This is a genomic window from Accumulibacter sp. (assembly GCF_016789985.1).
GTDB lineage: Bacteria > Pseudomonadota > Gammaproteobacteria > Burkholderiales > Rhodocyclaceae > Accumulibacter.
Window position 1 is genome coordinate 1 of the sequence record NZ_JAEUOL010000229.1, and the last position, 5,886, is coordinate 5,886.

Consider the following 5,886-nt stretch of genomic DNA (forward strand, 5'->3'; position numbering starts at 1 on the left):
CACGATTCTGCAGATCAGGAGACAAAGTCATGGCAGCTCTGCCCGAAAACGCGCTGTCGGCCAGCATCAGCGATGCGGATCCACAGGAAACCCAGGAATGGCAGGACGCGCTCAGCGGCGTGATCGACAAGGAGGGCGCCGAGCGCGCCCATTTCCTGATCGAAGGCCTGATTGGCCAGGCGCGTCAGGAGGGAATCGACATTCCCTACAGTGCCACCACCGAGTACGTAAACACGATTCCGGTCGATCGGCAGCCGAAGTATCCCGGCAACGCCGACCTGGAAATCAGGATTCACAACTACATTCGCTGGAACGCCATGGCGATGGTGGTGCGCGCCAACAAGCACAGCAACGTCGGTGGTCACATCGCCTCATTCGCTTCGGCCGCGGCGCTCTACGACGTCGGTTTTTCGTGGTTCTGGCACGCACCCTCCGAGCAGCATGGTGGCGACCTGATCTTCTTCCAGGGCCACTCGGTGCCGGGCGTCTATGCACGGGCGCATCTGCTCGGGCGCCTGACCGACGAACAGATGGACTGCTTTCGCCAGGAAGTCGACGGCAAGGGCATTTCGTCCTATCCACACCCCTGGCTGATGCCCGATTTCTGGCAGTTTCCGACGGTGTCGATGGGCCTCGGCCCGATCCAGGCGATCTATCAGGCGCGCTTCATGAAATACCTCGACAGCCGCGGTTTCATTCAGGCCGGCGACCGCAAGGTCTGGGCCTTCCTCGGTGACGGCGAGACCGATGAGGTCGAATCGCTCGGTGCCATCGGCATGGCCGCGCGCGAGCGGCTCGACAACCTGATTTTCGTGATCAACTGCAACCTGCAGCGTCTGGACGGTCCAGTGCGCGGCAACGGCAAGATCATCCAGGAACTCGAGGGAACCTTCCGCGGTGCCGGCTGGAACGTCATCAAGCTGATCTGGGGAACCCACTGGGACGCGCTGTTCCTGCGCGACAAGAAGGGCATCCTCAAACGGCGGATGATGGAGGCGGTGGACGGCGAGTACCAGACCTTCAAGGCGAAGAACGGCGCCTATGTGCGCGAGCACTTCTTCAACACGCCGGAACTGAGGGAACTCGTCGCCGACTGGACCGACGATCAGGTCTGGGCCTTGAACCGCGGTGGCCACGACATCTTCAAGATCTTCAGCGCCTACAAGAGCGCCGTCGAGCACCAGGGGCAGCCGACGCTGATCCTGGCCAAGACGATCAAGGGCTATGGCATGGGTCAGGCCGGCGAGGGGATGAACATCTCGCATCAGCAGAAGAAACTCGATTTCGATGCGATCAAGCGGTTCCGCGACCGTTTCGCTCTGCCGGTGCGTGACGACCAGATCGAGGAACTGCCCTACCTCAAGTTTGCCGAAGGCTCGCCCGAGCTGACCTACATGCGACAGCGGCGGATGGATCTGGGTGGCTACCTGCCGAGGCGCCGGCGCTCGGCCGAGCCGCTCGAGATCCCCGAACTGTCCGCCTTTGACGCGCTGCTCAAGGCCTCGGGCGAGGGCCGCGAGGTGTCCACCACGATGGCCATCGTCAGGCTGCTCAACATCCTGCTCAAGGACAAGAAGGTCGGCCGCCACGTCGTTCCGATCGTTCCCGACGAATCGCGCACCTTCGGCATGGAAGGCCTGTTCCGGCAGATCGGCATCTGGAACCAGGAAGGCCAGAAGTATGTTCCCGAGGATCATGACCAGTTGATGTTCTACAAGGAATCAAAGGACGGTCAGGTGCTGCAGGAGGGAATCAACGAGGCCGGCGCGATGAGCGACTGGATTGCCGCCGCGACTGCGTACTCGGTGCACGGGGTGCAGATGATCCCGTTCTACATCTGCTATTCGATGTTCGGGCTGCAGCGCACGATGGATCTTTGCTGGGCGGCTGCCGACCAACGGGCGCGCGGCTTCCTGATCGGCGGCACGGCCGGTCGCACGACGCTGAACGGCGAGGGTCTGCAGCACGAGGATGGCCATTCGCTGGTCCTTTCCAGTCTGATTCCGAACTGCCTGAGCTACGACCCGACCTTCTCCTTCGAAGTCGCCGTCATCATGCGCGAGGGAATGCGCCGGATGTACCAGGAGCAGGAAGACCTCTTCTACTACATCACCGTGATGAACGAGAACTACGAGCATCCGGAAATGCCGGCCGGCGCCGAGCGCGACATCCTCAAGGGAATGTATCTGCTGCGCCGCGGCCAGTCGTCCGACACCCGGCCGGCCGCCCCGCGTGTGCAACTGCTGGGTTGCGGAACGATCTTCCGCGAGGTGATCGCCGCCGCCGAACTGCTCAAGAACGACTGGGGCGTCGATGCCGACCTCTGGGGCTGCCCGAGCTTCACCGAACTGGCACGTGAAGGTGTCGACGTGCAGCGCTGGAACATGCTCAACCCGCTGGCCAAGCCTCGGGTGTCGCACGTCGAAACCTGCCTGGGCGATACGCGTGGCCCGATCGTCGCGGCGACCGACTACGTTCGTCTGTTCGCCGAGCAGATTCGTCCCTTCCTCAATCGTCGCTACGTGACGCTGGGTACCGACGGCTTCGGTCGTTCGGACACGCGCGAAAAACTGCGGCATTTCTTCGAGGTCGATCGCCGCTGGGTCACCGTCGCCGCGCTCAAGGCGCTGGCCGATGACGGGACGATCGAGCGCGGCAAGATTGCCGAGGCGATCACCCGCTATGGCATCGACGTGAACAAACCCAACCCGACGACGGTTTAAGGGAGCCCTCTGATGAGTCAATTGATCGAAGCAAAAGTCCCGGACATTGGCGACTACCACGACGTGCCGGTGATCGACATCTGTGTCATCGTCGGCGACGTCGTCAAGGTCGATGATGCACTGATCACCCTCGAGTCCGACAAGGCGACGATGGATGTGCCCTCACCGGTGGCCGGCGTGGTCAGGGAGATCCGTGTGGCGCTTGGCGAGAAGCTCTCCGAAGGCGCGGTGGTGGTCATCCTCGAGACTGCAGCCGAAGCCGGCGCGCCGGCGCCGGCGGCTGCGGCACCAGTGGCCGCTTCGGCCGGCGCGACGGTCGAGGTGCTGGTGCCCGACATTGGCGACTACCACGACGTGCCGGTGATCGACCTCTGCGTCAAGCCTGGCGACACGGTCAAGGTGGACGACGCACTGGTTACCCTCGAATCGGACAAGGCGACGATGGATGTGCCGTCGTCGGTCGCCGGGGTGATCCGTGAGCTCAGGGTGTCACTCGGCGACAAGGTTTCCGCCGGCAGCGTCGTCGCCGTGGTCGAAACCGGTGCCGGCCGCGCGCCACCCGCTCCGCTGGCCGCCACGGCCGACGTCCAGCCCGCCGCGGCAACTGCTGCGACAACTGCTGCGGCGGGCCGCGTGGCCGTCCCGGTCTCCACCACACCGCCGACACCGGGTCTGGCGCTGGGTGCCCGGACCCATGCCAGTCCGTCGGTTCGCCTGCTGGCGCGCGAACTCGGCGTCGACCTTGCCAAGGTCGGTGCCAGCGGGCCGAAAGGGCGCATCCTCAAGGAGGATGTCAGCGCTTACGTCAAGAGTGTGCTGAGCGCGGCGGCGGCGCCCGCTGCTGCTGCCGCGCCGGCGCTGGGTGGCGGGCTGGACCTCCTGCCCTGGCCGAAGGTCGACTTCGCCAAGTTCGGTCCGGTCGAGGTCAAGCCACTCGCCCGCATCAAGAAGATCTCGGCGCAGAACCTGGCACGCAACTGGGTAATGATTCCGGCGGTCACCTACCATGAGGACGCCGACATCACCGACCTCGAAGCCTTCCGGGTGGCGATCAACCGCGAGAACGAAAAGTCGGGGCTCAAGCTGACCATGCTCGCCTTCCTGATCAAAGCCTGCAGCGTGGCGCTGAAGAAATTCCCCGAGTTCAACAGCTCGCTCGACGGGGACAACCTGGTGCTCAAGCAGTACGTGCACATCGCCTTCGCCGCCGACACGCCGAACGGCCTGGTCGTTCCGGTGATCCGGGACGCCGACCAGAAATCGGTGGTGCAGCTTGCACTGGAGAGCGGCGAACTGGCCAGAAAAGCACGCGACGGCAAGCTGACGCCGGGCGAGATGTCGGGCGCCTGCTTCACCATATCGAGCCTCGGTGGTATCGGTGGCACCAGCTTCTCGCCGATCATCAACGCGCCGGAAGTGGCCATCCTGGGGGTCAACAAGTCGGTCATGAAACCAGTGTGGAACGGCAAGGAGTTCGCGCCGCGGCTGATCCTGCCGATGTCGCTCTCCGCCGATCACCGTGTCATCGACGGGGCACTGGCGACACGCTTCAACGTGTACCTTGCGCAACTCCTCGCCGATATGCGGCGCGTGCTGCTCTGAGCGGGAGAAAATCATGAGCCAGATCATTGAAGCAAGCGTTCCCGACATCGGCGACTATCACGACGTGCCGGTCATCGATCTCTGCGTCAAGCCCGGCGACACGGTCAGGATCGACGACGCACTGGTCACCCTCGAGTCCGACAAGGCGACGATGGATGTGCCGAGCAACGTTGCCGGCGTGGTCAGGGAAGTCAGGGTGAAGCTCGGCGACAAGGTTTCCGCCGGGTCTGTCGTGGCGCTGATCGAAACCGCCACTGCTGACCAGGCGGTCGCCGCCAGCGCTCCGCCAGCCGCCAGTGCCGCGCCGACCCCACCGGCCGCACCGGCCGGACCGGCAGTCAGCGGCAGCGCCGACCTCGAGTGCGAAATGCTGGTGCTCGGTGCCGGCCCGGGTGGCTACTCGGCAGCCTTCCGCAGCGCCGACCTCGGCATGAAGACCGTCCTCGTCGAGCGCTACCCGACGCTCGGTGGCGTCTGCCTCAACGTCGGCTGCATTCCGTCGAAAGCGCTGCTGCACATCGCCGTGGTGATGGACGAAGCGCAGCACATGGGCGACTGCGGCGTCAGCTTCGCTACTCCGAGTGTCGATCTCGACAAGCTGCGTGCGCACAAGGACAAGGTGGTCGGCAAGTTGACCGGCGGTCTCGCCGGCATGGCCAAGGGGCGCAAGGTCGAAGTGGTGCAGGGGGTCGGCCAGTTTGCCGACCCGCATCATCTCGAAGTGGCGCTGGCCGGTGGTGGCAGCAAGCTGATCCGCTTCCAGAAGGCGATCATCGCTGCCGGATCGCAGCCGATCGCGCTGCCCTTCATGCCCGATGACCCGCGCGTCGTCGACTCGACCGGCGCCCTCGAACTGCGCCAGATTCCGAAGCGCATGCTGGTCGTCGGTGGCGGCATCATCGGTCTCGAAATGGCCAGCGTCTACTCGGCGCTCGGTTCGCGCATCACCGTTGTCGAACTCGGGGCGGTGCTCATGCCGGGCGCCGATCGTGATCTGGTCAAGGTCTGGGAGAAGCGCAATGCCCACCGCTTCGACCGCATCCTGCTCAACACCGGCGTGGTGGCCGCAACGGCCACTCCCGAGGGAATCGAAGTCACTTACAGCAGCGACGAGAAGGAGCGTTTCGACCTCGTGCTGGTCGCCGTCGGCCGCTCGCCCAACGGGCGAAAGCTGGCAGCCGACAAGGCCGGTGTCCTCGTCAATGAGCGCGGTTTCATTCCGGTCGATACGCAGTTGCGCACCAACGTGCCGCACATCTTCGCCATCGGCGACATCGTTGGCCAGCCGATGCTCGCCCACAAGGGCGTGCATGAGGCACATGTCGCCGCCGAAGCGGCACACGGCAGCAAGCGCTGCTTCGACGCCCTGCAGATTCCCTCGGTAGCCTATACCGATCCGGAGATCGCCTGGGCCGGCAAGACCGAGGAGCAATGCCGGACCGAAGGCATCAAGTACGGCAAGAGTGTCTTCCCCTGGGCGGCGTCCGGGCGCGCGCTGGCCAACGGTCGGGAGGAGGGCTTCACCAAGCTGATCTTCGATGAAGAGACGCACCGCATCATC

Annotated in this window: 3 protein-coding genes; all 3 read left to right on the forward strand. The window is 64.4% G+C overall.

Annotated features, from left to right (window positions below; translation table 11 throughout):
• The first annotated feature begins 29 nt into the window (after nt 1-29).
• Nucleotides 30-2,723: a pyruvate dehydrogenase (acetyl-transferring), homodimeric type gene (gene aceE / locus JNK99_RS13095; protein ID WP_291853836.1), complete on the forward strand. Its 2,694-nt coding sequence runs from the start codon at nt 30-32 to the stop codon at nt 2,721-2,723.
• A 12-nt stretch (nt 2,724-2,735) separates the two neighbouring features.
• Nucleotides 2,736-4,325: a dihydrolipoyllysine-residue acetyltransferase gene (aceF, locus tag JNK99_RS13100; RefSeq protein WP_291853838.1), complete on the forward strand. Its 1,590-nt coding sequence runs from the start codon at nt 2,736-2,738 to the stop codon at nt 4,323-4,325.
• A gap of 13 nt (nt 4,326-4,338) precedes the next feature.
• On the forward strand, nt 4,339-5,886 hold a 1,548-nt coding region (gene lpdA, locus JNK99_RS13105), incomplete at its 3' end, for a dihydrolipoyl dehydrogenase (protein WP_291853840.1).